The organism is Pseudomonas sp. ok272 (assembly GCF_900109995.1).
Lineage (GTDB): Bacteria > Pseudomonadota > Gammaproteobacteria > Pseudomonadales > Pseudomonadaceae > Aquipseudomonas.
The window spans coordinates 174,658-200,802 of sequence record NZ_FOCB01000011.1 but is presented as its reverse complement, the minus strand read 5'-3'; the positions used below and the strand labels follow the sequence as shown (position 1 = coordinate 200,802).

Below are 26,145 nucleotides of genomic sequence, written 5' to 3'. Positions count from 1 at the left end.
AGGAGCGAGGCTTGCCCGCGAACACGTCGGCACAGTCACCAGTGATGTTGAAGGTTACGCCGCCTTCACGGCGCCCCGAACATTGCTGTCCAGTAAATCCCCGCGTCGCTCTTTGGGTCCACCGCATAGGCGGCGCCCAATTCGCGCAGTTGCGGGTTCATCAGGTTGGCGCAATGCCCCGGGCTGGTCAGCCAGCCGTCCACGACCTTGCGGGCGTTGTCCGCGCCGGCGGCAATGTTTTCGCCGACCTGTTGGCCGCTGTAGCCGGCCAATTCCGCGCGGTCGCCCGGTGTGCGGCCGTCGCGGTCCTTGTGATCGAAGAAGTTATGGTTGGCCATCGACCGGGCGTGGCCCTCGGCCGCGGTGGCGAGCGTTGCGTTCCAGGCCAGCGGTGACGTCGCGGCAAACGCCTGGGTCCCGCATTGGCGTGGTTGCTGGCGGGCGCTGTTGATCATCTGCAGGACGTTCTGTCCTTCGGCCTGCCAATCCCCCAGGCGCCCCGACAACAGCGGACGGGCCAGCACGATGCGCCATTCAGGTCCGGTTCGGCTCACGCCAATGTCGACGAATTGCGGGTCCAGGACCACCTGGCAAAAGCTCTCCTGTACCGCCTTCATGGCCGCCTGGGCAGTGGCCGGGCCACGCAGGGTGATGGCCTGGACGTTGACCATCGGATACGCCGCCCGGGCCATGGCCTGCTGCAAATCGCCGACGTTGCTGTTGGCAGGCAGCACCAGGCGCGGATCGCTCGCAAGCGGTGGCAGCTCGATGGAGGCTTGGCCCGCGCACTTTTGGGTCTGGCCGCGGTAGGTGTTGATCGAGTCGACCAGTTGGCTTTCTTCGCTGGCCACGGCGCTGGTCGCCAGGCCCAACCCCAGAGACACCACAGCAACAGCGGATGACAGTACGCGCATGAAACTCTCCCTTGAACAGTCTGGGCACATGATGCGTGATTTTTTCCCGGCAAGGGCAATGGGTTTTCCGCGCAGTGTCGTGGCGCGGGGTGCATGACCAGGTTTTGTGTGGATAGACATGGTGAGGGATGAGAAACAGATGCGTCTTCGTCCCATCGCGGTCCTGGGGTAGAATGCCGCGCCAGCAAGGCTCGCGGTGTACACCCATGGGAGGGTCGCGAGGCCGTTGGCGGGCGAATTCAGGCAGGCAGGTCTACTCTGTTTGCTGAGTACGTTCGAGACAGTACACACAGAATTAGTGTCACCGAAGTCGCTGAAGCCAATGACTAATAAAAAGTCAGCACGGGAGGGGCCTAAACGTGAGGCCGACAGTGTTTGTCGGCCTTATATGTTCACCCACTGCGGTTTTTGAGTGCGGGGCTCGACGGCATGCGGCTTTGCATGCAGTGAGCCAGGGCGCCTCATGAGCATGAGGGGCGGGTGAATGGCGTTCTATCCTAGGTATTACCAGATGTTAAAAAAAATGAATAAGGGGCTTCTCGGCCTGGCCATGTCAATGGTCTTTATGCCTGTGCATGCAGCTGAGACAAAGAAAGTGGATGTCCTGCTGATTGGCGGGGGCATCATGAGTTCGACATTGGGCGTCTGGCTCAATGAGCTGGAACCTGGCCTGTCGATGGAGATGGTCGAGCGCCTCGATGGCGTCGCCCTCGAAAGCTCCAACGGCTGGAACAACGCCGGTACGGGGCATTCGGCCCTCGCCGAGCTGAACTACACCCCGCAAGACAAGAACGGCAACGTCGAGATCCCCAAGGCCATTGAAATCAATGAAGCCTTCCAGATCTCCCGCCAGTTCTGGTCCTGGCAGGTCAAGAACGGCGTCCTGAAGGACCCGCATTCGTTCATCAACTCCACACCGCACATGAGCTTCGTGTGGGGCGATGACAACATCAAGTTCCTCAAGAAGCGCTACGAAGCCCTGCAGGCGAGCCCGCTGTTCGCGGGCATGCAGTATTCCGAAGACCCGGTCCAGATCAAGAAGTGGGTTCCACTGATGATGGAAGGCCGCGATCCGAACCAGAAGATCGCCGCCACCTGGTCGCCGCTGGGCACGGACGTGAACTTCGGTGAAATCACCCGCCAGTTCGCGGCGTACCTGCAAACCAAGCCGAACTTCAGCCTCAAGCTGTCCAGCGAAGTCCAAGACATCGTGCGCAACGAAGACGGTTCCTGGCGCGTGAGCTACAAGAACCTCAAGGACGGCAGCCAGACCGAGACCGACGCCAAGTTCGTGTTCATCGGCGCAGGTGGCGGTGCCCTGCACCTGCTGCAGAAGTCCGGTATCCCGGAAGCCAAGGAATACGCCGGGTTCCCGGTGGGTGGTTCGTTCCTGGTGAGCGAGAACCCAAGCATCACCGAGCAGCACCTGGCCAAGGCCTACGGTAAGGCATCGGTCGGTGCGCCGCCGATGTCGGTTCCGCACCTGGACACCCGCATGCTCGATGGCAAGCGCGTGATCCTGTTTGGCCCATTCGCGACGTTCTCCACCAAGTTCCTGAAAGAAGGTTCGTACCTGGACCTGCTGACCACCACGACCACGCATAACGTGTGGCCAATGACCAAGGTCGGCATCAAGGAATACCCATTGGTCGAGTACCTGGCAGGCCAATTGATGCTGTCCGATGCAGACCGTCTCGATGCCTTGAAAGAGTACTTCCCCAACGCCAAGGCTGAAGACTGGCGTCTGTGGCAGGCCGGCCAGCGTGTGCAGATCATCAAGCGTGATGAAGCCGCTGGTGGCGTGCTGAAACTGGGCACCGAGATCGTTGCTTCCCAGGATGGCAGCATTGCCGGCCTGTTGGGCGCATCGCCTGGCGCATCGACGGCGGCACCGATCATGCTGACCGTGCTGGAGAAGGTCTTCAAGGACAAGGTCGCAACCCCGGCCTGGCAGGAGAAGCTGCACCAGATCGTGCCGAGCTACGGTACCAAGCTCAACGGTGACCCGGTCCGTATTGCCCAGGAGTGGGCGTACACCAGCAAGGTCCTGGAGCTGGACACACCACCGGTGATCAACCCGGCTTCGGCCCCGGCAGCGCCTGTAGCCGCTCCGGCCCAGCCACAGCCAAGCAATCCTTCTGCTGACATGGCCCTGTAACACGCGCCAGCCGCCTGCAGAAACGAAAGAGCCCAGCAATTGCTGGGCTCTTTTTTTTGTCTCGGTTTTTTACAGCGGTGCTGGCTGGATGATCTCGACCCAGTAGCCATCCGGGTCCTTGATGAAGGCCAGGCTCTTCATGCGGCCGTCGTTCAGGCGCTTCTGGAAGTCACAGCCCAGGGCTTCAAAGCGTTCGCACGCAGCGCGAATGTCAGGCACCGAGATGCAGATGTGGCCAAAACCGCGTGGGTCGGTGTTGCCGTTGTGGTAGGCAAAGTCCGGGTCGTTTTCGGTGCCATGGTTGTGGGTCAGCTCCAGGATGCCGGGGATCGACTTCATCCATTCGGTACGGGCGGCGGCATCGGCCGGGACCTGGTTTTTATCGACCAGAGCCAGGAAGTACAGGCTGAACTCGGCTTCCGGGAAGTCGCGTTTCTCGACCAGGGTAAAGCCCAGGATGCGGGTGTAGAAGTCCAGCGACTGGGTAATGTCCTTGACCCGCAACATGGTGTGGTTGAACACGAAGTGCTGGGTGGCGGTGTCAGGTTGGGCGGTAACGCCGGGGAAGCTATTCAAATCGTGCAGGCTCATGGGCCCTCCGGAATAAAGTGGGGCAAACGGCGCTCGCAAAACGAGCTGTCCCTTGGCTTGCAATGGGTAGGGCTTGCGTGCGGTGCGCCAATGATACGCAAGGGGCTGCGCTGGGCCAACGCCAAATCTGCGGCTATTGCCTGGACGCGTGGCAGGGCTCAGACTTTGACGTTCGTCCTGCCAGTGTTTGCCCACATGATCCGAGCCCATCACGCCCTGTTGGTTTTAACCTGCCTGCTCGCTGGCGCAGTCGGTGCGCAGGAGGCGACGCCTCAAATCAGCTGGCCAACCGGTTGGCAGGTACAGACCCTGGACCGGGATGATTCCGCTGTTCAGGCGTCGACGAACGTGTCGAGGCAGCGGGCGGTGAAACATGATGAAAACGGCGATCCGGTACTGGTCATGGAGCTGACCACGACGGCGGTTGAAACCGGGCATGAGGTCAACGTGCAAGGCGTTCTGTTGGAAATGCGCAAGGCGATCCAGAAAGACTTTTTCCAGGGCGGATATCAGAGCGCCTGCAACCGGATTCATCCTGCCACATTGAGTCGCTTACAGGCGTTGGAGACGACGTGCACCATTACCCAGAATGGGCGGCATGTGTTGTCGCAAACAATAGTCGCGGCGGTTGATAGCGAGAAAGCGTATGTTTTTTCCTACGCCGGCCAAGCCGAGGCTTATGCCGCCAGCCAGGATGAAGTACAGGGTGTGCGCAACAGTTTGAAGTTCTAGTTGTGCATTCGACAAGGCGTGGACCCTGTCATTCGATGAGCGGCAAGACGCCAAACGGATTAAGCACAAAGTTGAGTTGCCAGTGGCGGCTATTGGGTGTTTTCGAGGGCTACGAAGAATGTCGTTACATCAATTGATGGCGGGCATGAAAAAGCCCTGTATATACAGGGCTTGTTGGTGCTGCTTGATGCTTAGCCGCGCAGCCATGAATCAACAGTGCCAGCACCGTATTGTTCTTTCCAGGCTTTCAGGCCACGGTGGTTGCCGCCTTTAGTTTCGATCAGTTCACCGGTGTGCGGGTTCTGATAGACCTTGACCACGCGTGCACGGCGCGTCTTGGGGGCAATCGCCTGCTGGAGGCTGGACTTGGGGTTCGGGTCGAGGATGGCGACGATGTCGCGCAGACCCTTGCCGTAGGTTTTCATCAGCCCCTGGAGCTTTTCTTCGAATTCGATTTCTTTCTTTAGCCCGGCGTCATTCTTCAGCGATTCCAGCTGCGCGAGCTGTTCTTGAAGGGCCTTTTCGGCTGCACGAAATTCAGCGAGTCTGGACAATATCTTTACTCCAATAGTGTAAATGGCTGATACCAACCGCAAACAAAGCTATAAGCCAAGAGCCTTGTAGCGACTCGGTGATAATAGCGAGCCCGTCAATTCTGCGCAGGCACGAAAAATTGTAGTAGTTAATTGTCCCAGAGTAAATAAGGTCTTTTTCAGCATGTAACGGGGCGTCATTATCTGAAGCAATTTGCTGGGTGAATTCATTTACCAAGGGTTTTCCGGGGGGCGTTAATACCCCGCTAATTAGTGGCGGTGGAGCTGGATAATCAGCTCGGCCCCAGGCATTGGCCTTCCATACAGATAGCCTTGGAGGAAGTTCACACCATGGCGGGCTAGATAGTCGCTCTGCTCCAGTGTTTCGACACCTTCAGCGACGATCTCCAAGTCGAGTTTTCCGGACAGCTCGATAATGCTATCGAGTATGTGGCGCGACAGCGCATCAGCACCGATCATCGCCACAAAGCTCTGGTCGATCTTCAGGTAGTCCACATTGAACTGGCGCAAGTAAGCCAGGCTGGAGTGCCCGGTACCAAAATCATCGATGGCGATCTTGATCCCCAGTGCGTGCAGTTGCTCGAACAATTGATGGGTGACCGGGGAGGGCACGACCAGTTCGCGTTCGGTCAGCTCCAGGATCAGCACCACGCTGCCTGGCGCGAAGGCGGCAAGAAACTCGCGGCAGTCATCGACCAACTCCAGGTTCTGGCAGTGATTGGCGGTGATGTTAATGCCGATATGAAACGTTTCATTGAACGGCGTGGTGTGTGGCGCGAGCAACGCGGCGGTCTGGCGCATCAGCAAGCGCGTCATCGGCACAATCAGCCCTGAGTGTTCGGCGAACGGTATGAACAAGTCTGGGCGTACCAGGCCTTCCCTGGGGTGTTTCCAGCGCATCAACACTTCGACGCCGGCCCATTGCTTGTTGTCGCCGCGTACGACCGGTTGAAAATAGGGGATGAATTCGGCCGCTTCCAGGGCTCGTTGCAGTTCATGGCTGGGCGACGACGCGCGTTTTTGCAGCCAATGGCCAATCGTTCCGGCTATCGCCCCGAAGAAAATCAGCAGGCTGAACAGGGGCGGGTATTCACTGGCCATGTAGCGCCAGACTTCTCCCGCGGGAAAGCCAGCCTCGACTTCAAATGCATAGCGGGAAGATTCGAGCGTGTTCTGGGCCACGGGCATTGCGGGTAGCCGGCCCTCATGGACCGTTCCGTCGGCAGACAGCCAGTTGGGGCCGACTTGCAGCAGCAACAGGGTCTTGCGGCCAATCAGGCGCAGGACGTTGCTCAGGTGGTAACCGTCGAGTGTGCTCAGGACGCCTCGCTCGCCTTCGCTGAGGCGATACACCAGCAAGGCGGTGTTGGGCGTCACCGGGTTGCCGTTCATCAGCCACAGTTTGCCTTGGGTGTAGTCGCCTGGGTTGACCTGTTCCTCGAATTCACCGAACAGCGAACTGCAATACAAATTGTTGTTCAACACCAGATTGGTCGAGCGCACGAAAGGCCGGCGCGTGACCTGCTCCCGAAGGGCCAGCTTCACCTCGGCGCAAGGTTGCCCCGCGAGCGGCAGTAGTTCCTGTGCGGCCAACGCGGTGTTGTCCAGCATCAGGTCGAATTGCCGCACGGCCTCCTCGGCGGTCTGCCGGGTGCTTTGTTTCAGTGTGTGTTCGGCCTGCAGGTACAGAATCACCGTCCCCAACAGCATGGGCACCAGCCCGGCCAGTAACGTGATCGCGTTACGCACGGCGGGTTTTCGGCGGGGCTTGAGGGTCAATGGCATGGATACAACCTGCGGCGAAGGGGATGTGGTCTCAAATGCAGGCAGGGCAAGGGCGCGTCAGCCAAGAAGAGATCAGATACCGGGGATGATAGATGGCACTGGGGGTTTGTGCTGTTCACGCGTAGTCGAGGCTCGATGCCAGCTTGATGAAGGCCAGGGTCGCGGGGGAGGACTGGCGTTCATCGAGCACCGCCAAACCCACTTGTCGCGGGACCGCAGGCGACAGCGGCTTTTTCGCGTAGTGCACCGACGCCCTCTCTGGAAGCGAGCCCTCGGCCACGATGGTCAGTGCCTCGCCACGGCTGACGAGGTCCAGGGTGCTGAGCAATTGCGCGCTGCGATAGCGGATGTTCGGCGTCAGCCCGGCGCCGGCGAACAGGCGCGACACCCGTTCCGAGGAACCGGCTTCGGTGAGAATGAACGGGTCATGGCACAAATCGTCCAGTTGCACACTGTCGCGGGTCCAGAGGGCATGCCCGGCGGGCACCAGCGCCACCATTTGGTCCTCCATCAAGGGGAAGGTGTCGAAGCGCTCTTGCGGCAACACCACAAAACCGACATCGATGCGCCGCTCATCCAACCACTGCAGGACTTGGCGGTCCGGTCCTTCGTCGACATGCACGTCAATCCCGGGAAAGGCCTCGCGGTAGCGCTGCAGGATCAGCGGCAGCAGCTTGATCGAGGCGGTCGGGCCAAATGAGCCGATGCGCAGCGTACCGCGCTTCATGCCGCGGGCGTCTGCCGCTTCCTGGCGCAGGGTACTGGCCAGGCCGAGCATGGCGCGGGCACGCAGCAGCAGTTGCTGGCCGATGTCGCTGAGTTCGATCTGCGATGGATGCCGCCTGAGCAACTCGACGCCCAACTCCTGTTCCAGCGACTTGATGGCATGGGACACCGCCGATTGGCTGATCCCCAAGCGATGGGCGGCGCTGGTGAAGCCCTGTAGCTCGGCGACCAGGGAAAAAATCTCGAGTTGGCTCAGGGTCATGAGTGTTTACTCATTTTACGATGATCAATCATTACATAAAGAATGGGGGCTTAGCCTGTCGTGATTGTTCGGAGTGTTATGAAAAGCCTGATCCATAGCGTTAGTGGTGATTCGGATGTGCCGGTGTATCTGAAGCTCGCCACGGTCACCATGCTCTGGGGCGGTACGTTTGTCGCCGGGCGGTTGCTGGCCGATGACGTGACGCCATTGTTCGCCGCGAGTCTGCGCTTCCTGCTGGCCAGCGTTGCCTTGTTGCTGTTCATGGCGGTTGCACGGGTCCCCCTGCGCTGGCCAACCGGGCGGCAATGGTTGCAGCTGGGGCTGCTGGGGTTCTTTGGGATCTTCTTCTACAACCTGTGCTTCTTCTACGGCTTGCACTACATCAACGCCTCCCGGGCATCGCTGATCGTGGCCTTGAACCCGGCAGTCATCGGGCTGGCGTCATGGTTGCTGTTCAAGGAACGCCTGGGCAGGACCAAGGTCGCGGGCATTGCGATCTGCCTGGTTGGGGCAGGGCTGGTGATTGTCAGTCGCGACCAGCCGGCATGGGACGGCAGCGGTGTGAACGCCTGGATCGGCGATCTGCTGATTCTCGGGTGTGTGCTGGGCTGGGGCGTTTATTCGCTGTGCTCCAAGGGGCTGAACCAGGCACTGGGCGCGCTGCACACGGTGACCTATTCGATTGTGCTCGGCACGTTGATGCTGTGGACCGCCAGCGCCGTGCGGGGGGAATTGAGCCTTGAGGTTGCAGCCCGGTTGCAGCCCGTGCAGATCGTGAGCCTGGTGTACCTCGGCGTACTGGGGTCGGCGCTGGCCTATATCTGGTACTACCAGGGCATTGGCAAAATCGGTGCGACCCGTGCGGGCGTGTTCATCGCGTTGAATCCGCTGACGGCCGTGGTCTTTGGCGCGCTGTTGCTCGGCGAGCACCTGAGTGCGCCAATGTACCTGGGGGGCGGAGCCATCGTGCTGGGGATTTACCTGTGTAACAAACCCCTTGCGTCGGCGCGAAAAAGGCGGATTTTATAGAGAGGGCGGACAAACCTATTTACGCTGTGTAGAATCCAGTTACGCATATAAGAATAACGTCTTCTGGCAGCAGAAGCCTCGCCCGTCAAAGCCTTGGGTCGAACATGAAGATATTTGGGTGCCAACTGATCTACGGTGATTTTCTCGCCCGCAGCGTGCGCGGCATCTCCTGTGCGCCACCCGTCGCCCTCAGCATTGCTAGCAACTAACGATCCGTTACGTCTAATAATGATGAGGCGCCAACCATGGCAGATTTATACGAAAACCCAATGGGCCTGATGGGCTTCGAGTTCATCGAATTCGCATCGCCGACCCCGAACACCCTTGAGCCGATCTTCGAAATCATGGGTTTCACCAAGGTCGCGAGCCACCGCTCCAAGAACGTGCACCTGTATCGCCAGGGCGCGATCAACCTGATCCTTAACAACGAACCCCACAGCGTGGCCTCGTACTTCGCGGCCGAGCATGGCCCGTCGGTGTGCGGCATGGCGTTTCGGGTCAAGGATTCGCAAAGGGCCTACAACCGCGCCCTGGAACTCGGCGCCCAGCCGATCCACATCGAGACCGGCCCGATGGAGTTGAACCTGCCGGCGATCAAAGGCATTGGCGGTGCGCCGCTGTACCTGATCGACCGTTTCGGCGAAGGCAGCTCGATCTATGACATCGACTTCGTGTTCATCGAAGGTGTGGACCGCAACCCGGTCGGCGCGGGCCTGAAGATCATCGATCACCTGACCCACAACGTGTACCGCGGCCGCATGGCCTATTGGGCCAACTTCTACGAGAAACTGTTCAACTTCCGCGAGATCCGCTATTTCGACATCAAGGGCGAATACACCGGCCTGACCTCCAAGGCCATGACCGCCCCCGATGGCATGATTCGCATCCCGTTGAACGAAGAGTCGTCCAAGGGTGCCGGGCAGATCGAAGAGTTCCTGATGCAGTTCAACGGCGAGGGCATCCAGCACGTGGCGTTCCTGGCGGACGACCTGATCCAGACCTGGGACCACCTGAAAAGCATCGGCATGCGCTTCATGACCGCGCCGCCGGAGACCTACTATGAAATGCTCGAAGGCCGCTTGCCGAACCACGGCGAACCGGTTGGCGAACTGCAAGCGCGGGGGATTCTGCTGGACGGTTCGTCGGAGTCGGGTGACAAGCGCCTGCTGCTGCAGATCTTCTCGGAAACCCTGATGGGGCCGGTGTTCTTTGAGTTCATCCAGCGCAAGGGCGACGATGGGTTTGGCGAAGGCAACTTCAAGGCCCTGTTCGAATCCATCGAGCGCGACCAGGTCCGTCGGGGTGTGTTGAGCACCGAACAGTAAATAAACCTGTGGGAGCGAGCCTGCTCGCGAATTCGGTGAATCAGTCATCTCAATGTCGACTGACACGCCGCTATCGCGAGCAGGCTCGCTCCCACACCGTTTTATATGGGATCAAGGCTTGCGCTGGCGCACCAAGTGCTTGAACCCTTCAAACACCAGGACCAGCACCGCCAACCAGATCGGGATGTAGGTCAGCCATTCCCCCGCCTTGATGCTCTCACCCAGCAGCAGCGCCACCCCCAGCAACAGCACCGGCTCGACGTAGCTGAGCAGACCGAACAGGCTGAACGGCAGCAGGCGGCTGGCGATGATGTACGCCACCAGTGCCGAGGCGCTGATCACCCCCAGCATGGGAATCAGCAGTGACAGCCACGGATGCTGGCCGAATACGCCAAAGCCTTGTGCGCCGCTGTGCACGATCCAGTACGCCACCGGCAGCAGCAGCGCCATATCCAGCCACAAGCCGCCGAGGTTGTCGGCAGCCAGGCGCCGCCGCAGTACGAAGTAGATGGGATAACCGATGGCTACCAGCAGCGTCGCCCACGAAAAACCGCCCACCTGGTAAAGCTCATTGAGCACGCCCAGGGTGGCCAGGCCGGTGGCGATCTTTTGCAGGTACGACAGCCGTTCGCCATACACAATGCGTCCGGTCAGCACCATGGTCAGCGGCAGCAGGAAGTAGCCCAGGGACACGTCCAGGCTGCGGCCATTGAGGGGTGCCCACATGAACAGCCACAACTGCACGCCCAGCAATGCCGAGGACACCAGCACGCCCGCCAGCAAGGCCGGCTTGCCAACGAGCCGACGCACGAGTTCGACGACCCGCTTCCACTCGCCCGACACCAGCATGAACACGGTCATGCACGGCACGGTCAGCAGCATGCGCCAGCCAAAAATCTCCACGCCGTCCAAGGGCGACAGCAGGGAAGTGAAGTAGTACATGACGGCGAACAGCACCGAGGCGGATACCGATAGAGCAATACCTTTAGACAAACTGTCCTCGCGGGGATGAAGGTGACACAGGGGGCGAAGGATACGTGGTTTTAGCGGTGAGCACCGTTCGAACATCCAACACTTCCCCCTGTGGGAGCGGGCTTGCTCGCGAACAGGGAGTGTCAGTCAATAGTTTCATCGCCTGGCACACCACCTTCGCGAGCAAGCCCGCCCTGGTCCACGGCGAACACACATCCGGGGGCAGCTCAATTCCTTGTAGGAGCGAGGCTTGCCCTAATGCCAGTCAGTTAAGGCGCCAAACCTGTGGGAGCGAGCCTGCTCGCGAAGACGGCAACACTGCCAACATCTCCGTTGACTGACCTACTGCTATCGCGAGCAGGCTCGCTCCCACGTGGGTTTCGCTTAACTGACTGGCATTAAGCCTTGCCCGCGAAGGCGGTAAGTCTGGCGACCTCGATGTTGAATGGGCTGGCCGGTTCGCGGGCAAGCCTCGCTCCTACGGGCTCAACCCAGATTCCTGCTCGCGATGGCGGTGACGAGCGGCATGGCTAAGACAGTTGCTCCCACAGAGGCTATGGCGACTCAGTTAGTGCGCAGCTTTCGCCCCGAAACAAAGTGCCCGACATCATTGAACCCCGCAGTCGAGGCATGGCCCGGTGTCACCAGTGAATCGATAAAAGCCTCATCCTCGGCGCTGATCGTCACGTCCTGCGCCAGGGTGTAGGCGTCCCACTGCGCTTCGGTGCGGGGGCCGACGATGGCCGATGTGACCGCCGCGTTGTTCAGCACCCAGGCAATCGCGAACTCGACCATGCCGACCCCGCGTTGCTGGGTGTAGGCGTGAATCTGCTGGGCGATGCGCAACGACTCGGTCCGCCATTCGGTCTCCAGGATGCGTTTGTCCTGGCGCCCGGCACGGCTGTTGGCGTCCGGGGTGGCATCCGGGGCGTACTTGCCGCTCAACACGCCGCGGGCCAGTGGGCTGTAGGGCACCACGCCAAGGCCGTAGGTGCTGGCGGCGGTGATCTGTTCGGTTTCCGCCTGGCGGTTGACGATGTTGTACAGCGGTTGGCTGATCACGGGGCGGTCGACGCCCAGTTGCTCGGCCACCCGGATCACCTCGGCAATGCGCCAGCCCCGGTAGTTGGACAGCCCCCAGTAACGGATCTTGCCTTGGCGGATCAGGTCGCCGATGGCCGACACGGTCACTTCCAGCGGGGTGTTGTGGTCTTCGCGGTGCAGGTAGTAGATGTCCAGGTAATCGGTGCCCAGGCGGGTCAGGCTGGCGTTGATAGCGTTGAACAGGTGCTTGCGGCTCAAGCCGCTGCGGTTGGGCAGGCCGTCGACCGGACCGAAGCCGACCTTGGAGGCCACCACCCATTCATGACGATGAGTGGCGATGGCTTCGCCGATGATTTCCTCGGAGCGGCCGTTGGTGTAGACGTCGGCCGTGTCGATGAAATTGATGCCTTGGTCCCAGGCCTTGTCGATGATGCGCAACGAGTCTTCAGTGTTGGTCTGCTCACCGAACATCATGGTGCCCAGGGTGAGGGTGGACACGTGCAGCCCGGAGTGGCCCAGTGTGCGGTAAGTCATGACGAAGTCCTTTCACTGATGGGAAAGGCTCAATCAAATACCAGAACGGGGGCATAGCGCAAACACCCCACGACTCAATTGTGGGAGCGAGCGTGTTCGCGCTGGACGGTGTAGCCGTCCCTTTTTATGGAGCCGCTGCGCGACCCAGCGCCAGAGGGATGGCCGATGCCATTGTCCTGGGGCTGACCGTTCGTCGCATTTTGTAAAAGTTTAATCATCCCCCCGCATAAATCCATCCCCGCTGCCGATACCTCGTACAGGCGCACACGTCATCCCCTGGCCTGATGTGCGCCGACCGGCCCATGACGGTCTGGTGCTCGCAGGGATGCGCGCAATTCTCCTTCTCCCGCGAGCCCTCCTATGTCCCTACGAAACATGAACATCGCGCCCCGCGCGTTCCTCGGTTTTGCTTTCATTGCGTTGCTGGTTATCGTTTTGGGTGTCTTTGCCGTAGGCCGCATGTCGGTCATACGCCAGGCGTCCGTGGACATGGAGAGCAATCAACTGCCGAGCGTGACTTACCTGGGGGCCATTACCGAGAACGTCCTGCGCTTGCGCATTCTGTCGTTTCGCGTGTTGGTCAACCGCGACGCCAAGGGCCTGCAGGAAGCTGAATCGCGAATCGCGGTGTTGACCGAGAAGGTGCGCCAGGCGCAACTCGGCTACGCGGCGTTGCTGGATTCAGGAGAAGAAACGACGCTGTACACCCGCTTTGCCAGCACGCTGCAGAACTACCTGCAAGCGCAGCAACAGATGCTGGAACTGTCGCGGGCGAACAAACTCGATGACATGCGCAACCTGATCAACAGCAAAATCAAGGACGGCACCGACCAGATGGGCGATCAGCTCAACCAACTGATCGCGATCAACCAGTCCGACGCCGCCAAGGCCGATACGTTGGCCAATGAGCATTACAACAACGCCATCAACGGGGTCATCGGCGTGTCGATCTTTGCGGCGCTGGTGACCGTGCTGCTGGCCTGGTTGCTGACCCGGAGCATCGTCACTCCGCTGGCACGGGCGGTGAGCGCCGCGCAGTTCATCGCCGACGGCAACCTGAGCAAAACCATTGAGGTCGATGGCTCGGACGAACCGGCTCGGTTGCTCGAAGCCCTGGCCAACATGCAGAAGAACCTGCGCCAGACCATCGAGCAAATCGCCGGCTCGGCGAATCAGTTGGGGGCGGCAGCCGAAGAACTCAGCGCGGTCACCGAAGAGGCCTCCCGCGGGTTGCAACAGCAGAACAATGAAATCGAACAGGCCGCGACCGCGGTCAATGAGATGACCGCGGCAGTCGAAGAAGTGGCGCGCAACGCGGTGTCGACTTCCGAAGCGTCGAGCCAATCGACCCAGGCCGCCCGTGAAGGGCGTGATCGAGTGGTCGAGACGGTGGACGCGATCCAGACCATGACCGTGGACGTACAGAACACCGCTGTGATGATCGAAGGCCTGGCCACTCAAGGCCGCGACATCGGCAAGGTGCTGGACGTGATCCGCGCCATCGCCGAGCAGACCAACTTGCTGGCGTTGAACGCCGCCATCGAAGCCGCCCGGGCGGGCGAGGCGGGGCGTGGTTTTGCGGTGGTGGCGGACGAGGTGCGGGCATTGGCCCATCGCACCGCGCAGTCGACCCAGGAGATCGAAAAGATGGTCGCCGGTATCCAGAACGGCACGGGAGAGGCCGTTGACTCCATGCAGCAAAGCAATCGACGCACCCAGTCCACCCTGGAACTGGCACGGGCGGCGGGCGTGGCGCTGGAGCAGATCACCCACTCGATCCATCAGATCAACGAGCGCAACCTGGTCATTGCCAGCGCCTCCGAAGAACAGGCCCAGGTATCACGCGAGGTCGACCGCAACCTGGTGAACATCCGCGACCTGGCGACCCAGTCCGCCGCCGGGGCCAACCAGACCAGCGCCGCCAGCCATGAGTTGTCGCGCCTGGCGGTGGACTTGAACGCCATGGTTGGGCGCTTTGTGGTGTAACGCCCGGAGAGGATGATGATGCGGTTCACTTAAGGTCAGTTCGCCACGGGTGTTGCTTCACTATCAGGACGAGTATTGCGAGAGCGTGAGAGGCCACGCACCTCTCATCCAAACAGCCCGGCGGCGATGTTGATTGAAAACCCCAGGATCGCGGTGTTGAACACAAACCCGATCAACGACTGCGCCAGGACAATCTTGCGCAGGCTGCGGGTGCCCACGCCCACATCGGCGGTTTGCACCGCCACGCCGATGGTGAAGGAGAAGTACAAGAAGTCCCAATAGTCGGGGGTCTCCAGGTCTTCGGCAAAGCGCAGGGCGGGCTTGGGACCCTCCCAGGTGTAGAACAGGCGGGCGTAATGCACGCTGAAGATCACCCCGACCAACAGCCACGACCCCATCACCGTCATACCGGTGAACGCGTAGTGCATCAGCTTCTGATGGCTATCGAGGTCCTTGCTGCCGACCAGTTCCAGGGTGATGGTGGCGAGGCTGGCAATGGCCGCGATGCACACAATAAGCAGCACCAGCCCGGCGTTCTCATCCTCGATTTCGGCAATGCGCCTGACGTCATCGGCCCTTGAACGCACGGTCAGCCAAAACATCAACACCAAATAGGTCCAGGCGCCAGCGTTCCAGCCAAAGAGGATCTTGCTGATCAGTGAATCGGCGGGGGCGAGAATGCCGATCACCACACCGATCAGGGCAGCGGCAGTCAGGCGAGGGTGGGTGCGTAGGAGGTGGGACATGAGGGCTCGCTATGGCAGGGCTTTGACACACCTTAGACCAGCCTTGTCGCCGATGAACACCCCGATCACGCGTGAGCGCGAACCCAGAGAGAAAAGAAGCTAGAGAGAAAAGAAGCTAGAGAGAAAAGAAGCTAGAGAGAAAAGGGGACGGATTTATTAATCCGTCCCCTTGTTGTTTAGGCTGTCCCGTCCTGAATAAGGTTTACACCTTCAGGACTAGACAGGCATCAAAAACCCACAAGGCGCAGCTTCAGTCGTCCCTATGCCGCTTGCGCACCAGCTTCATCACCACCACAAAGAACACCGGCACAAACAGCACCGCCAACGTCGCGGTGATCATGCCGCCGATCACCCCGGTGCCGATCGCCTGCTGGCTGGCCGAGCTGGCGCCGGTGGCAATTGCCAGGGGTACCACGCCGAGGATGAACGCCAGGGAGGTCATGACAATCGGCCGCAGGCGCAAGCGTGCGGCTTGGACCGTGGCGTCGATCAGGTCGTGGCCTTCGTCGTACAGGCTCTTGGCGAACTCGATGATCAGGATCGCGTTCTTCGCCGACAGGCCAATGATGGTGATCAAGCCGACCTTGAAGAACACGTCGTTGGGCATGCCGCGCAAGGTCACCGCCAATACCGCACCGAGCACCCCCAGGGGCACCACCAGCAGCACCGAGGTGGGGATCGACCAGCTTTCATACAGCGCCGCCAGGCACAAGAACACCACCAGCAACGACAGCGCCAGCAACATCGGCGCCTGGCTGCCTGACAGGCGTTCCTGCAGCGACAGGCCGGTCCACTCCTGGCCCAGCCCGGTCGGGCCGAGCGCCACCAGCCGTTCGATTTCGGCCATGGCCTCGCCCGTGCTGTGGCCTGGGGTTGGCTCGCCGGAGATGCTGACGGCCGGGTAGCCGTTGTAGCGGGTCAGTTGCGTCGGGCCTTGGGTCCATTGCGCCTGGACGAACGCCGACAGCGGCACCATCTTGCCGTGGTCGTTGCGCACGTGGATCTTCAGCAGGTCGGCCACCTGGCTGCGTTGATCGCCTTCGGCCTGCACCACCACCCGTTGCATCCGTCCCTGGTTGGGGAAGTCGTTGATGTAGGTCGAGCCCACTGCCGTCGACAGCACGCTGCCGATGTCGGCAAAGGACACGCCCAGGGCGTTGGCCTGCTTGCGGTCGACGATCAGTTGCACCTGCGGTGCTTCGGCCAGGGCGCTTTCACGCACATTCATCAGGATCGGGCTTTTTTCGGCGGCTTCCAGCAGCGCCGTACGGGCCTGCATCAGCGCCGCGTGACCGAGGCCGCCACGGTCTTGCAGGCGGAACTCGAAGCCGCTGGAGGTGCCCAGGCCGTCCACCGGCGGTGGCAGCACGGAAAACACCATGGCGTCCTTGATCTGGCTGAACGCTGCGTTGGCGCGGTCGGCAATCGACGCCGCCGAATCATCGCTGCCGCGCACGGACCAATCCTTGAGCGTACTGAACGCCAGCGCCGCGTTCTGCCCGCTGCCGGAGAAACTGAAGCCCAGGATCACCGTGCTGTCGCCGATCCCCGGCTCCGTGGCGTTGTGCGCCTCGATCTGTTCCACCACCTGCACCGTGCGGCTCTTGCTGGCGCCCGGCGGCAGTTGAATGTCGGTGATCGTATAGCCCTGGTCTTCGGTCGGCAGGAACGAGGAGGGCAGGCGACTGAACAGCACAATCAGGCCGACCAGCAACACACCGTAGATCAGCAAGTAGCGGCCACTGCGCTTGAGCGCATAGCTCACCCAGCCTTGGTAACGCTCGCTGAAGTGTTCGAAGCGCCGGTTGAACCCGCCGAAGAATCCGGTCTTGGCGTGCAGCTCGCCCTTGGTAACGGGCTTGAGCAACGTGGCGCACAGCGCCGGGGTCAGGCTCAGGGCCAGGAACGCCGAGAACAGGATCGAGGTGGCCATCGACAGCGAGAACTGCTGGTAGATCACCCCCACCGAGCCCTGCATGAACGCCATCGGGATGAACACCGCGACCAGCACCAGGGTAATCCCGACGATCGCCCCGGTGATCTGGCCCATGGCCTTGCGCGTGGCTTCCTTGGGCGGCAGGCCCTCTTCGGCCATAATCCGCTCGACGTTCTCCACCACCACAATGGCGTCGTCCACCAGGATGCCGATGGCCAGCACCATGCCGAACATGGTCAGCACGTTGATCGAGAAGCCCAGCGCCAGCATCACGGCAAAGGTGCCCATCAGCGCGACCGGCACCACCAGTGTCGGGATCAGGGTGTAGCGCACGTTCTGCAGGAACAGGTACATCACCGCGAACACCAGCACCATGGCTTCGCCCAGGGTCATCAGCACCTTGGTGATCGACGCCTTGACGAAGGGCGAGGTGTCATAGGGGATCTTGTATTCCACGCCCGCCGGGAAGTAGCGCGCCAACTCGTCCATCTTCGCGCGCACCAGGGTGGCGGTCTGCAACGCGTTGGCACCGGGTGCCAGTTGCACCCCGACGGCGGTCGAGGGCTTGCCATTGAGGCGCGTGGAGAACTGGTATTCCTGGCTGCCGATCTCGACCCGCGCGACATCGCCGATGCGTACGGTGGCGCCGTCCGGGCTGGCCCTGAGCACGATGTCGGCGAACTCCTGGGGCGTCGACAACTGCCCCTTGATCAGCACCGTGGCGGTGATTTCCTGGGTGGCAGAGGTTGGCAGGTCGCCAATGCTGCCCGCCGAGATCTGCGCGTTCTGCGCGACAATCGCGGCGTTGACGTCGGCCGGGGTCAGGTTGAAACCGATCAACTTCTGCGGGTCGATCCAGATCCGCATCGCCCGTTCGGAGCCATACAACGTGGCCTTGCCGACACCCTCCAGGCGCTTGATCTCGTTCATCACGTTGCGCGCCAGGTAATCGCTGAGCGCGACATCGCTGAGCTTGCCGTCGCTTGAGGTCAGGGTGATCAGCAGCAGGAATCCGGACGACGCCTTCTCGATGGACAAGCCTTGCTGGATCACCGCCTGGGGCAGGCGCGATTCCACGGCCTTGAGACGGTTCTGCACGTCCACCTGGGCCAGTTCCGGGTTGGTGCCCGGTTTGAACGTTGCCTTGATGGACGCCGAACCCAGGCTGCTCTGGGATTCGAAGTAGAGCAAATGGTCGGCGCCGTTGAGCTCTTCCTCGATCAGGCTGACCACGCTTTCATCGACGGTTTGCGCCGAGGCACCGGGGTACACCGCGTAGATCTCGATCTGCGGCGGGGCGACGTCGGGGTACTGCGCCACCGGCAACTGCGGGATCGCCAGGGCGCCGGCCAACAGGATAAACAGCGCGACGACCCAGGCGAACACGGGGCGGTCGATAAAGAATTGCGGCATAAAGTCTGCGTCCTGCCTATTGCCCGTTGTTCAGGGCCAGCGGAAGAGGGGAGTCGTCGATGGCGACTTTTTCGCCGGGACGGGCGTGTTGCAGGCCCTCGATGACAATGCGGTCGCCCGGCTTGAGGCCGCCGGTGACGATCCAGCGGTCCTGGTGTACCTGGCCCAGTTCCACCGGTTGCAGGCTGACCCGCCCATCGGCGTCGAGCAGCAGCACCTGGGCGATGCCGGCGCTGTCGCGCTGGATGGCCCGTTGCGGCACGCTGATGGCCTGCTGTTGCACGCCTTGCTCCAGGCGCACGCGGACAAAACTGCCCGGCAGCAGGTCGAGGTCCGGGTTGGGGAACTCGGCGCGCACGATGATCTGACCGGTGCCCGGATCGACGCTGATGTCGGCGAACAACAGTTTGCCCGGCAGCGGGTAGAGGCTGCCGTCGTCCTGGATCAACGTGGCCTTGGCCTGGTCCTGGCCGACCTGTTGCATCTGCCCGGCGCGGAAGGCGCGGCGCAGGTCGTTGAGTTCACGCGTCGACTGGGTCAGGTCGGCATGGATCGGGTCCAGTTGCTGGATCAGTGCCAGCGGCGTGCTTTCGTTCTGTCCCACCAGTGCGCCTTCGGTGACCAGCGCACGACCAATGCGCCCGGAAATCGGCGCCGTGACCGTGGCATACCCCAGGTTCAGTTTGGCGCGGGCCACCGCGGCCTTGTTGGCGGCGACGTCGGCATTGGCCTGGAGGGTGGCGGCGCGGGCGTTGTCGTAATCCTGGGCGCTGATGGCCTTGTCTTCGATCAACTGGGCGTAGCGCTGCTCCTGCAGGCGTGCCTGGAAGGCATTGGCCTCGGCCTTGCGCAACGCCGCCTCGGCGCTGTCCAGGTCGGCCTTGAACGGTGCGGGGTCGATGCGAAACAGCACCTGGCCCTGTTTCACGTCGCTGCCTTCGCGGAAGGTGCGTTGCAACACCACCCCGGCGACCCGGGCACGGACTTCGGCAATGCGCGGCGCAGCGATGCGCCCGCTGAGCTCGCTGGTGATCGACAGTGGCTGGGCGGCGAGGGTTTCGATACGCACGGTGGCCAGCGGCGCGGCTTCTTCGGCCGTGGTGGACGTGTCACAGGCGCCGAGCATCAGTGCCAGTGCGAGCAGGCTGAGCTTGGCCAACAGATTCTTGGACATGGAGTTACCCCAATAATGACCCCGGCATCCTACGGGCTGTGACGCAGGGTAGCGGTGAAGCTTTGTAGTGGCTATGTGAAAGTGTGTGAAGGTTTTGCTCGCACACGCGTGTGGGCGTATATCCTTCATGCCTTGGCTTTTCTTGCGCCTGTCAGGCCGTCTTCGCGAGCAGGCTCGCTCCCACAGTGGATTTGCAGTGTTCATAGATCCCTTGTGGGAGCGAGCCTGCTCGCGAAGACGGCCCTGATAGCCACCACCGTACCTCCTGGAACACCCCATGCCCAACATCCTCCTGGTCGAAGACGACACCGCGCTCTCGGAACTGATTGCCAGCTACCTGGAACGCAATGGCTATCAAGTCAGCGTCATCAGCCGGGGCGATCAGGTGCGCGAGCGGGCGCGGATGACGCCGCCGGACCTGGTGATCCTCGACCTGATGCTGCCCGGGCTCGACGGCCTGCAGGTGTGCCGCCTGCTGCGCGCCGACTCGGCGACCCTGCCGATCCTCATGCTCACCGCCCGCGACGACAGCCACGACCAGGTCCTGGGCCTGGAAATGGGCGCCGACGACTACGTCACCAAACCCTGCGAGCCCCGCGTGCTGCTGGCGCGGGTGCGCACCTTGTTGCGGCGCAGCAGCCTCAACGAACCGCAAACCGCCAGCGACCGCATTCTCATGGGCAACCTGTGCATCGACCTGTCGGAGCGCAGCGTGACCTGGCGCGAGCAACTGGTGGAGTTGTCCAGCGGCGAATACAACCTGCTGGTGGTCCTCGCCCGGCACGCCGGCGAAGTGCTGAGCCGCGACCAGATCCTGCAACGCCTGCGCGGTATCGAGTTCAACGGCACCGACCGTTCGGTGGACGTGGCCATCTCCAAGTTGCGGCGCAAGTTCGATGACCACGCCGGCGAGGCGCGCAAGATCAAGACCGTGTGGGGCAAGGGTTATCTGTTCAGCCGCTCCGAGTGGGAATGCTGAACCCATGCTGCGCGTCCTGATTCGCCTGTACCTGATCACCATCGTCACGTTCAGTGCGGCGATCTACATGATCCCGGACCTGGTGATCAAGGTCTTCCACGAGCGGTTCCTGAGCTACAACCTCGACCAGTCCCGGGGGTTGCAGGACCTGATCGTCAAGCAGTTCCACCAGGTGCCGACCGCGCAATGGACGTCCCTGGCCCAGGACTTGGACCAGCAGTTCCAGCCGCTGGAAATCGCCCTGGTGCGCATTGACGACGCCGACTTCAGCCGCTACGAGCACGAGCGTTTGCAGCGCGGCGAGAAGATCGTGCGCATGGGCAACTGGGGCTGGCGCACCCTGTCCGTGGCACCGCTGGACGGCACCCTCGCGGTGAAACTGACCGTTCCGCCCGACCCGATGGACGTCAACCTGTTGTACTGGAGCATCAACGCGCTCATCGGCGCGGCTTTGCTGGCCTGCCTGTTGATCTGGCTGCGTCCGCACTGGCGTGACCTGGAACGCCTGAAAAGCACCGCCGAGCGCTTCGGCAAGGGCCATTTGAGCGAACGCACGCAGATCCCGCCGCGCTCGAACATCGGTAGCCTGGCCAGCGTGTTCGACACCATGGCCGGCGACATCGAAAACCTGCTCAACCAGCAACGCGACCTGCTCAACGCCGTCTCCCACGAACTGCGCACGCCACTGACCCGCCTGGACTTCGGCCTGGCCCTGGCCTTGTCCGACGACTTGCCGGCGGCCAGTCGCGAACGCTTGCAAGGGCTGGTGGCCCACATTCGCGAGCTGGATGAACTGGTCCTGGAGCTGCTGTCCTACAGCCGCCTGCAAAACCCGGCATGGGTACCTGAGCAGGTGGACGTGCCGCTGGACGAATTCATCGACAGCATCCTGGGCAGTGTCGACGACGAACTGGAGTCGCCGCAGATCGTCATCGACGTCCTGCTGCACGGCCAGCTCGAGCGCTTCAGCCTCGACCCGCGCCTCACCGCCCGGGCGCTGCAGAATTTGCTGCGCAATGCCATGCGCTACTGCGAAAAGCGTATCCAGGTCAGCGTGCAGGTGCAGCCCCAGGGCTGTGAAATCTGGGTCGACGATGACGGCATCGGCATCCCCGACGACGAACGCGAGCGCATCTTCGAGCCCTTCTACCGCCTGGACCGCAGCCGCGACCGCGCCACTGGCGGTTTCGGCCTGGGCCTGGCCATCAGCCGCCGCGCGCTGGAAGCCCAGGGCGGCACCCTCACCGTCGAGCCCTCGCCATTGGGCGGGGCACGGTTTCGGTTGTGGTTGCCGACGGCGGTTTGAGCGCTGAAGTGTTCCGCCCAGCACCTCAAGTTTGGTAACGCAAATCGCCTGGCGTGGGAGGGGGCGGTGATGGTGTAGTCGGCGTCTCTCAATCGCCGTCAAGGAAGACACCATGCCCGCGTTATCCAGCCCCTATACCCCGCCAGCCCAAGGCCACGACACCGCCACGCACCCTGATGCAGTGCTGAGCGCCAGGATCGTCCAGCAGGTGCTTGCTCCACGTCTGCTGCAGACCTCGGCGCACAACCTGGCGGCGCTCAAAGGGCTCACCCCGAACGCGCCCGACTGGTTGCAAGCCGCCTCCGAGCCGCAGCGTCGGGTGCTCAAACGGTTGGTGGATCAGTGCGTCGAGGCCCACAACGCCCTGGACCAGCTCTTAACCCCCGTCGGTGACGCCAAAACCTTCGCCCAGCCATTGCTGGAGGCGAGGATCAAACAGGTGTTCGGCATCGAGGTGGATGTCCATCAGGTTCGCCTTGAACTCTATTCATCCAACGGCGTGCTCTCGGGGTACAAGGTCGAAGACTTGTCACTCCTTGACGCCGCGCTGCATAACTTCGAAGCACCTGAAGCGCTCCCCGGGCATTTTTACCTGGCGACCTTTTATACGCTGGACCCGAACCAACGCAGGATCAACCGGTTCCATGGCCTGGGGATTGAGCGCTTTGTCCGGCTGTGCCGCGAACTGGATGTGGGTGGGCTCTACCAGGCGCACATCCAGCAAGTGCTGCCCGAGGAGCACAGCGGTTTCAAGGACGCCTTCGTCGCCCTGCGCAAGGCCGACTTGCACGCAGGCGCGGCCATGGCAGTGCTAAAACAAGACCTCTCGCCACGGCACTACGAGGCCTTGCGCCAAGTGATAAACGGTGAGCAGTCGGTCATGCTCAATGACAGCCCATTGTGGTATCGCGGCCTGAGCTTCATCGGGTTGCCGTTGAACGGCTGCATGGTCTTCAGGCTCAACCGCCAGCCTGCCATCGAGATCCCCAACCTGCTGACGCCCGAGAGCCTGAGCGATGGCCTGATTGCCTACATTCCCGATGATCCCGATCATCCGGTCAAGTTCTACCCCAGCGTTGACGCGCTCCAGGCGCGACTGGCCCAACAGTTCCTGGACCCGGGCCAGCGACGCGAATTGGCCAGCGTATCGCCCAGCGACTACCAGGTGTTTTTCAGCCGCTTCATCAGTGATGCCGAGCGTGGCAAGTTCTTCGCCAGTTTCACCGAGTTGGGCGGTGAGTGGTTTACCCCCAGGACGCGTCGCACGCTTCGCCAGAAAAGCCAGTTGGACTTCAAGGTCCAAATCCGCCTGCTCGATGAGCAAGACAATCCGTGGGGTGTGGGTGGTGACCCCTGGGCCGCGGTGTACAACGAGCAGCGGGCTCGGCGAGTGCTCGACACCCGCCACCAGGCAGTGCCCACGGCAGACGCCGATGCGTCGGCACGGCGGCGTCGGCTTGAGGCATGGCTGGACCTGGGCTTGACCGTGCTGGGGGTGGGCAGCTTCATCCTGCCGGCGTTGGGCCCGCTGTTGTTGGGGGTGACGGCGTACAACCTGATGGACGATGTGGTGGAGGGGATTGAGGACCTTGCCCTGGGCGATCGTAAAACCGGCTGGGACCATATCATGAGCGTCATGGAAAACGTCATCGTGATGGGCGTCGGGGCGGCGGTGCTCGCGCGGGTGTCACCGGCGGCGCTGGAGACGTTCCGCCCGGTCGAATTGGCCAATGGGCAGCAGCGCTTGTGGCGGCCGAACCTTGAACCCTATCGCCAGTCGGTCGAGTTGCAAGGGGTTACCCCCAACGCGCTGGGTCAATTCGAAGTGGCGGATAAAACCTATGTGCAGTTGCAGGAGCATACCTTCGAGAGTCGCTTTGACCCGCAAACGCAAGCGTGGCGTGTGGTCCACCCTGACAACCCCCAGGCGTACAGCCCGAGCCTTGAGCGCTCCGCCGAAGGCACGTGGGCCCACAGCCTGGAACCCGCGACCGTCACCATTACGCCTGAGGTGCCAGTTCCCGAGGAACTCGCCCCGGCCCCCAGCGGATTCGACAACGCGGTCTACGCACACTACGGCTTACCCAAGTCACAGATTGATGGATTGATCCCCCGCAAGGGCATCTACCAAAGCGTTGAAGGCGACTACTACATCAGCAACGTCGACGCCCAGGGCACCCGCACGGTGTATCGAATCGGCAGTGATGTGACCTATGGAGGGGACCCCATCGAGGCGAGGGTGTTCGACGCGCACAACAACCGCCAGACATCGTTGTACCTTCGCCAACTGGAGGCCGATCGCTGGCAACCCGTCGGGCTGCAGGGTGGCGGCCGCGAAGAGCAGCTGCTATCGCCCGAGCACCTCAAGCAGTGGGCCCGGCTGACGCAAGCCGAGCGCGACAGCATGGTGATACAACAGTTCTCCAGCCAACACGGCCTGAACCTGCAAACCCTGCAACGCTACATTGACCAGTCAGGCGCCCTGACGGCCCAGGGCATGGATTTCGTGAGCCGCAGCCAAGGGCCACGTGCGCCGGTCCAGGCCAGGCATCTGCTGGAATGGGAGGACCTGTCGGCCCATGAACGCAATGAATTGCCCCGCGAGGTGTTCGCCCACGAGAACAACCTCGATCCGTACGAACTGATCGGCTACGTCAATCAAGACGGTAGCCTCACCTCGGCGGGCAAGGTGCTGGTCCGGCGCGCGAGCGGCGAGTCACTGGGCCCTGTCACCGGTCGTCATCTACGCGACTGGCGCACGCTGTACGAGGCGCGGGGCAACAAGCTGAGCGCTGGGCAGTTCGCCGACCAGCAGCAACTCAATCCGCTGGAGTGGGACGATTATGTGCAGCGCGATGGGCGTTTCACCGCGCCCGGCCGATCCCTGGCCATGCAGTACACCCCCATCCAGGATCACCACCTGATGCAATGGTGGAAGCTGCAGACCGAGTCCGGCGATGCCGCCCCGCGGCACGACTTTGTCCTACGCAACGACCTTGACCCCGACCTGTGGCGCCACTACGTCGATGACCACGGGCGCATGACCAAGGACGGTACTCTGCGGCTGGTGTTCGGTGAGCATGATGCGCCAATGGCGCCAGACGAGGCAGCACCAGAGGCTGGCGCATCCAGTCAGTTGCCGGTTTCGCGCAAAAGCAGCCGTGCCAGCAAGCGAGTGGCCTCAACGCCTGATCAGGGCTCTGCCAAGCGCAGGCGCACCCAGCAGCAGGTGATGGATGAGCACCGGGTCGATAACAACCTGCCGATCCTCCAGGACCCTGCCAACGTCCACCGCAGCTTGACGAGGGCGTTGGAAGGGCCGGTCGATGAGGTCAAGGTGACCTACTGGAACGAGATCCTCGATGAACTCAGTGTCACGGAACGCGCACGGATCGGGCGCAGGATCACCGACGGTGTCCGCAGCTGGATCCGTGACGAGGGTCATCACGCCGCGCGGTTCGATGAGCTCCTTGAGACCAAGCGGCTGAGCCACGGACCGGAGCGCGGGTGGTCGGTTGTTGCCAAGCGCGACATCAGTCGGTTCGAGGTCCTGGGGCCGTACTCGGGAAGGCTGCACCTGAACACGGCGTCGCTGCGTCGGGAGGTGGCCGCGAAGGGATTGAAGGCCGTGGAAACGTACTCCTACGCCACCTACCAACCCAGCGAGGGGATCAGCGCCCATGGCAGCGGCAATATCATGAGCCTGATCAATGCCGCTGACATGCCGGGGGCGCCGCCGTTGGGCGTGAACAATGTGGCCGCGATCAATGTGGGGAAATACCTGACCTTCTTTGTGGCCTGGGAGAACATCCCGCAAGGGGCGGAGTTACTGTTGCACTATGGGCCTGACTATCGCTGGACGTGATGGCGTTCGTGGGTACGCTTTCCTCCCGCCGGGAGTCTAGGCCGAGCGAAGAGGTCTTGACCGATACAGAGGGCCATAGTTCAACAGCAACTCTGGCCCTTGGGAAGATCGTCC

Annotated in this window: 18 protein-coding genes and 1 pseudogene; 9 read left to right on the top strand and 10 right to left on the bottom strand. The window is 61.9% G+C overall.

Features of this window, described 5'->3' with window-relative positions:
* Positions 1–65: 65 nt before the first annotated feature.
* A complete protein-coding gene (locus BMW74_RS17195; RefSeq protein WP_093423970.1) occupies positions 66–914 on the bottom strand; it encodes a CAP domain-containing protein in 849 nt (282 codons plus the stop codon).
* 511 nt (positions 915–1,425) lie between these two features.
* Between BMW74_RS17195 and mqo the strand changes: the two genes are divergently transcribed.
* Complete coding sequence (mqo, locus tag BMW74_RS17190; RefSeq protein ID WP_093423967.1) at positions 1,426–3,072, top strand: malate dehydrogenase (quinone); 1,647 nt, start codon at positions 1,426–1,428, stop codon at positions 3,070–3,072.
* Positions 3,073–3,141: 69 nt separating this feature from the next.
* Here the strand turns inward: mqo and gloA are convergent, their stop codons facing one another.
* The gene (gene gloA / locus BMW74_RS17185; RefSeq protein ID WP_093423963.1) at positions 3,142–3,663 is read right to left on the bottom strand and encodes a lactoylglutathione lyase; all 522 of its coding nucleotides are present in this window, start codon (positions 3,661–3,663) and stop codon (positions 3,142–3,144) included.
* A 195-nt stretch (positions 3,664–3,858) separates the two neighbouring features.
* Between gloA and BMW74_RS17180 the strand changes: the two genes are divergently transcribed.
* Entirely contained in the window at positions 3,859–4,395 is a 537-nt protein-coding gene (locus BMW74_RS17180) for a DUF4946 domain-containing protein (protein ID WP_093424031.1), read from the top strand.
* Between the two features lie 191 nt (positions 4,396–4,586).
* Here the strand turns inward: BMW74_RS17180 and BMW74_RS17175 are convergent, their stop codons facing one another.
* The 3 genes from BMW74_RS17175 to BMW74_RS17165 form a co-directional block, all read right to left on the bottom strand.
* Positions 4,587–4,949: a histone-like nucleoid-structuring protein, MvaT/MvaU family gene (locus BMW74_RS17175; RefSeq protein WP_093423959.1), complete on the bottom strand. Its 363-nt coding sequence runs from the start codon at positions 4,947–4,949 to the stop codon at positions 4,587–4,589.
* Between the two features lie 249 nt (positions 4,950–5,198).
* Positions 5,199–6,734: an EAL domain-containing protein gene (locus tag BMW74_RS17170; RefSeq protein ID WP_093423955.1), complete on the bottom strand. Its 1,536-nt coding sequence runs from the start codon at positions 6,732–6,734 to the stop codon at positions 5,199–5,201.
* A gap of 115 nt (positions 6,735–6,849) precedes the next feature.
* Positions 6,850–7,722 (bottom strand): LysR family transcriptional regulator, encoded by an 873-nt coding sequence (locus tag BMW74_RS17165; protein WP_093423952.1) that lies wholly within the window; start codon positions 7,720–7,722, stop codon positions 6,850–6,852.
* A gap of 78 nt (positions 7,723–7,800) precedes the next feature.
* On the opposite strand from BMW74_RS17165, the gene BMW74_RS17160 reads away from it, so the two are divergent.
* Positions 7,801–8,751, top strand: a complete 951-nt coding sequence (locus BMW74_RS17160; protein WP_093423948.1) for a DMT family transporter — start codon at positions 7,801–7,803, stop codon at positions 8,749–8,751.
* A 245-nt stretch (positions 8,752–8,996) separates the two neighbouring features.
* Complete coding sequence (hppD, locus tag BMW74_RS17155; RefSeq protein ID WP_093423943.1) at positions 8,997–10,076, top strand: 4-hydroxyphenylpyruvate dioxygenase; 1,080 nt, start codon at positions 8,997–8,999, stop codon at positions 10,074–10,076.
* 111 nt (positions 10,077–10,187) lie between these two features.
* Here hppD and rarD read toward each other — a convergent pair whose 3' ends face one another.
* Positions 10,188–11,069: an EamA family transporter RarD gene (gene rarD / locus BMW74_RS17150; protein WP_093423932.1), complete on the bottom strand. Its 882-nt coding sequence runs from the start codon at positions 11,067–11,069 to the stop codon at positions 10,188–10,190.
* A 543-nt stretch (positions 11,070–11,612) separates the two neighbouring features.
* The gene (locus tag BMW74_RS17145) at positions 11,613–12,626 is read right to left on the bottom strand and encodes an aldo/keto reductase (RefSeq protein WP_093423928.1); all 1,014 of its coding nucleotides are present in this window, start codon (positions 12,624–12,626) and stop codon (positions 11,613–11,615) included.
* Positions 12,627–12,986: 360 nt separating this feature from the next.
* Here BMW74_RS17145 and BMW74_RS25765 point away from each other — a divergent pair.
* Positions 12,987–13,757: pseudogene (locus BMW74_RS25765) on the top strand (MCP four helix bundle domain-containing protein); the annotation flags it as partial.
* A complete protein-coding gene (locus BMW74_RS25760) occupies positions 13,749–14,612 on the top strand; it encodes a methyl-accepting chemotaxis protein (protein WP_371911766.1) in 864 nt (287 codons plus the stop codon). The pseudogene BMW74_RS25765 and the gene BMW74_RS25760, both read left to right, overlap by 9 nt.
* A gap of 104 nt (positions 14,613–14,716) precedes the next feature.
* On the opposite strand, the gene BMW74_RS17135 is transcribed toward BMW74_RS25760, so the two are convergent.
* The 3 genes from BMW74_RS17135 to BMW74_RS17125 form a co-directional block, all read right to left on the bottom strand.
* Positions 14,717–15,358: a DUF1345 domain-containing protein gene (locus BMW74_RS17135; RefSeq protein WP_093423920.1), complete on the bottom strand. Its 642-nt coding sequence runs from the start codon at positions 15,356–15,358 to the stop codon at positions 14,717–14,719.
* A 250-nt stretch (positions 15,359–15,608) separates the two neighbouring features.
* Positions 15,609–18,707, bottom strand: a complete 3,099-nt coding sequence (locus BMW74_RS17130; RefSeq protein ID WP_093423915.1) for an efflux RND transporter permease subunit — start codon at positions 18,705–18,707, stop codon at positions 15,609–15,611.
* Between the two features lie 16 nt (positions 18,708–18,723).
* Positions 18,724–19,881, bottom strand: coding sequence for an efflux RND transporter periplasmic adaptor subunit (locus tag BMW74_RS17125; RefSeq protein ID WP_093423911.1), 1,158 nt, complete (start codon positions 19,879–19,881; stop codon positions 18,724–18,726).
* Between the two features lie 277 nt (positions 19,882–20,158).
* On the opposite strand from BMW74_RS17125, the gene BMW74_RS17120 reads away from it, so the two are divergent.
* The 3 genes from BMW74_RS17120 to BMW74_RS17110 all read left to right on the top strand — a co-directional run bounded on the left by BMW74_RS17120 (position 20,159) and on the right by BMW74_RS17110 (position 26,031).
* Complete coding sequence (locus BMW74_RS17120) at positions 20,159–20,860, top strand: response regulator (protein ID WP_093423907.1); 702 nt, start codon at positions 20,159–20,161, stop codon at positions 20,858–20,860.
* Between the two features lie 4 nt (positions 20,861–20,864).
* Positions 20,865–22,166, top strand: a complete 1,302-nt coding sequence (locus BMW74_RS17115; RefSeq protein ID WP_093423903.1) for an ATP-binding protein — start codon at positions 20,865–20,867, stop codon at positions 22,164–22,166.
* A gap of 112 nt (positions 22,167–22,278) precedes the next feature.
* A complete protein-coding gene (locus BMW74_RS17110) occupies positions 22,279–26,031 on the top strand; it encodes an SET domain-containing protein (protein WP_093423898.1) in 3,753 nt (1,250 codons plus the stop codon).
* The last annotated feature ends 114 nt before the right edge of the window (positions 26,032–26,145 follow it).

Excerpts from the sequence above, each read along its gene's own strand:
- gloA (WP_093423963.1), bottom strand. The coding sequence starts at position 3,663 with ATGAGCCTGCACGATTTGAATAGCTTCCCCGGCGTTACCGCCCAACCT.
- mqo (WP_093423967.1), top strand. The coding sequence starts at position 1,426 with ATGTTAAAAAAAATGAATAAGGGGCTTCTCGGCCTGGCCATGTCAATG.
- BMW74_RS17120 (WP_093423907.1), top strand. The coding sequence starts at position 20,159 with ATGCCCAACATCCTCCTGGTCGAAGACGACACCGCGCTCTCGGAACTG.
- BMW74_RS17180 (WP_093424031.1), top strand. The coding sequence starts at position 3,859 with ATGATCCGAGCCCATCACGCCCTGTTGGTTTTAACCTGCCTGCTCGCT.
- BMW74_RS17135 (WP_093423920.1), bottom strand. The coding sequence starts at position 15,358 with ATGTCCCACCTCCTACGCACCCACCCTCGCCTGACTGCCGCTGCCCTG.
- BMW74_RS17110 (WP_093423898.1), top strand. The coding sequence starts at position 22,279 with ATGCCCGCGTTATCCAGCCCCTATACCCCGCCAGCCCAAGGCCACGAC.
- BMW74_RS17125 (WP_093423911.1), bottom strand. The coding sequence starts at position 19,881 with ATGTCCAAGAATCTGTTGGCCAAGCTCAGCCTGCTCGCACTGGCACTG.
- BMW74_RS17130 (WP_093423915.1), bottom strand. The coding sequence starts at position 18,707 with ATGCCGCAATTCTTTATCGACCGCCCCGTGTTCGCCTGGGTCGTCGCG.
- hppD (WP_093423943.1), top strand. The coding sequence starts at position 8,997 with ATGGCAGATTTATACGAAAACCCAATGGGCCTGATGGGCTTCGAGTTC.
- BMW74_RS17145 (WP_093423928.1), bottom strand. The coding sequence starts at position 12,626 with ATGACTTACCGCACACTGGGCCACTCCGGGCTGCACGTGTCCACCCTC.
- BMW74_RS25760 (WP_371911766.1), top strand. The coding sequence starts at position 13,749 with ATGCAGAAGAACCTGCGCCAGACCATCGAGCAAATCGCCGGCTCGGCG.
- BMW74_RS17165 (WP_093423952.1), bottom strand. The coding sequence starts at position 7,722 with ATGACCCTGAGCCAACTCGAGATTTTTTCCCTGGTCGCCGAGCTACAG.
- BMW74_RS17115 (WP_093423903.1), top strand. The coding sequence starts at position 20,865 with ATGCTGCGCGTCCTGATTCGCCTGTACCTGATCACCATCGTCACGTTC.
- BMW74_RS17160 (WP_093423948.1), top strand. The coding sequence starts at position 7,801 with ATGAAAAGCCTGATCCATAGCGTTAGTGGTGATTCGGATGTGCCGGTG.
- BMW74_RS17170 (WP_093423955.1), bottom strand. The coding sequence starts at position 6,734 with ATGCCATTGACCCTCAAGCCCCGCCGAAAACCCGCCGTGCGTAACGCG.
- BMW74_RS17195 (WP_093423970.1), bottom strand. The coding sequence starts at position 914 with ATGCGCGTACTGTCATCCGCTGTTGCTGTGGTGTCTCTGGGGTTGGGC.